The organism is Enterobacter sp. PL1, assembly GCF_945957325.1.
GTDB classification, from domain to species: domain Bacteria; phylum Pseudomonadota; class Gammaproteobacteria; order Enterobacterales; family Enterobacteriaceae; genus Enterobacter; species Enterobacter roggenkampii.
In genome coordinates, this window is sequence record NZ_CAMFKT010000083.1 from 1 (window position 1) to 1,190 (window position 1,190).

Annotated in this window: 2 protein-coding genes; both read right to left on the minus strand. The window is 56.5% G+C overall.

All coding sequences use genetic code 11. The annotated features are described in order from the left end of the window. On the minus strand, positions 1 to 353 hold a 353-nt coding region (locus N6P30_RS24325), incomplete at its 3' end, for an integrase core domain-containing protein (RefSeq protein WP_248247783.1). Then, positions 338 to 1,108, minus strand: a complete 771-nt coding sequence (locus N6P30_RS24330) for a DDE-type integrase/transposase/recombinase (RefSeq protein WP_023293679.1) — start codon at positions 1,106 to 1,108, stop codon at positions 338 to 340. The genes N6P30_RS24325 and N6P30_RS24330, both read right to left, overlap by 16 nt. Positions 1,109 to 1,190 lie beyond the last annotated feature (82 nt).

Genomic DNA, 1,190 nt, shown 5'->3' on the forward strand with positions numbered 1-1,190 from the left:
GTTATTCCGTTGAAGATGATGGCCTCCAGGCCATCATCCTGTTCTTCCAGCATGATGTACTCATCAGTCAGCGCTTCACTCAGGAACACCGTCCCCTTTTTCCCCATATAGAGTGTCCCCCTCGATTTCACCCTGTAGACCGTTCCTCCTGACGGATAGGCATAGTCAGGAACACGGCCATCCCACTGGCGCTTCGAGGGGTGCCACACCGTTCCGGGCGTTGCACCCGCCAGGGCTTCATGCGGTCTTTCGTAGTTAAATTCTTCCCGGTAGTCACTGAACCACCGCTGTTGTTCTTCCATCGTCATGAAGGTGTTCCCCTGCGCCAGCGCACTTTTCAGGGAACGGTGCATGCGTTCGTGCCGCCCGTTCTCTTCGGGATGGCCCGCCGGATACGCTCCGGTCTGACGCCCAGCTTTATCAGCCAGACGGCAAGGCGACTTAACCCGGCGATACCCGTCCCTGCGAAGGGCTGACCATTATCGGTTCTCAGAACGTCCGGCAGACCGTACTCCAGGAACGCCTCCGTCAGACAGTGCCTGACGAAGGGCTCGCTCTCACGGTCCGTTCCACGGCAGCTCAGCAGATACCGGCTGTGGTTGTCGGTCAGGGTAAAGGGATGACAGTACTCTCTGCTCAGCAGCCTGAACTTGCCTTTAAAATCAGCGCTCCAGACCTGATTGTTTTCACTGATGCTGGTCAGGGGCCGGCGATTCCCCGGCGTTCTGCGCTTTCTCTTTCTGTCAGGTACCAGGCCTTCACGCTTGAGGATATCGCCGACAGTGCTGGCAGCAGGAACGGTAAAATCGACGTGATGATTGAGGAGCCACATCCGCAGTTTTTTCGGGCCCCAGTCAGGGTGTTTCTGACGCAGGGCAGTCAGGTGTCCGACGACCTCATCAGGAACCGTCCGGGAGTGAGAGCATGGTGCGCGCGACAGGTCAGAGAGAGAGGACAGGTCAGAAGGGTCAAAACGCTGAAGCCATTTGTAGCCGGTTTTGCGGCTGATACCAAAAAGACGGCAAAGAGCGGAGAAGGAGTCCGTACCTGCATGGCAGGCACGGATAAAATCAAGGCGTTGCATAGGTCGGGTCTCAGTCCAGGGCATAGCGAGTCTCCTCTTCTATGCCAGTTATAACTGTTACCCATGTATCCGGTCTAAAGTGTTACCCATGTTTCCGGTTCATACC

What these genes read in the sequence shown, in the direction of transcription:
- N6P30_RS24330 (WP_023293679.1), bottom strand. Translation starts at nt 1,108, where the DNA reads ATGCCCTGGACTGAGACCCGACCTATGCAACGCCTTGATTTTATCCGT.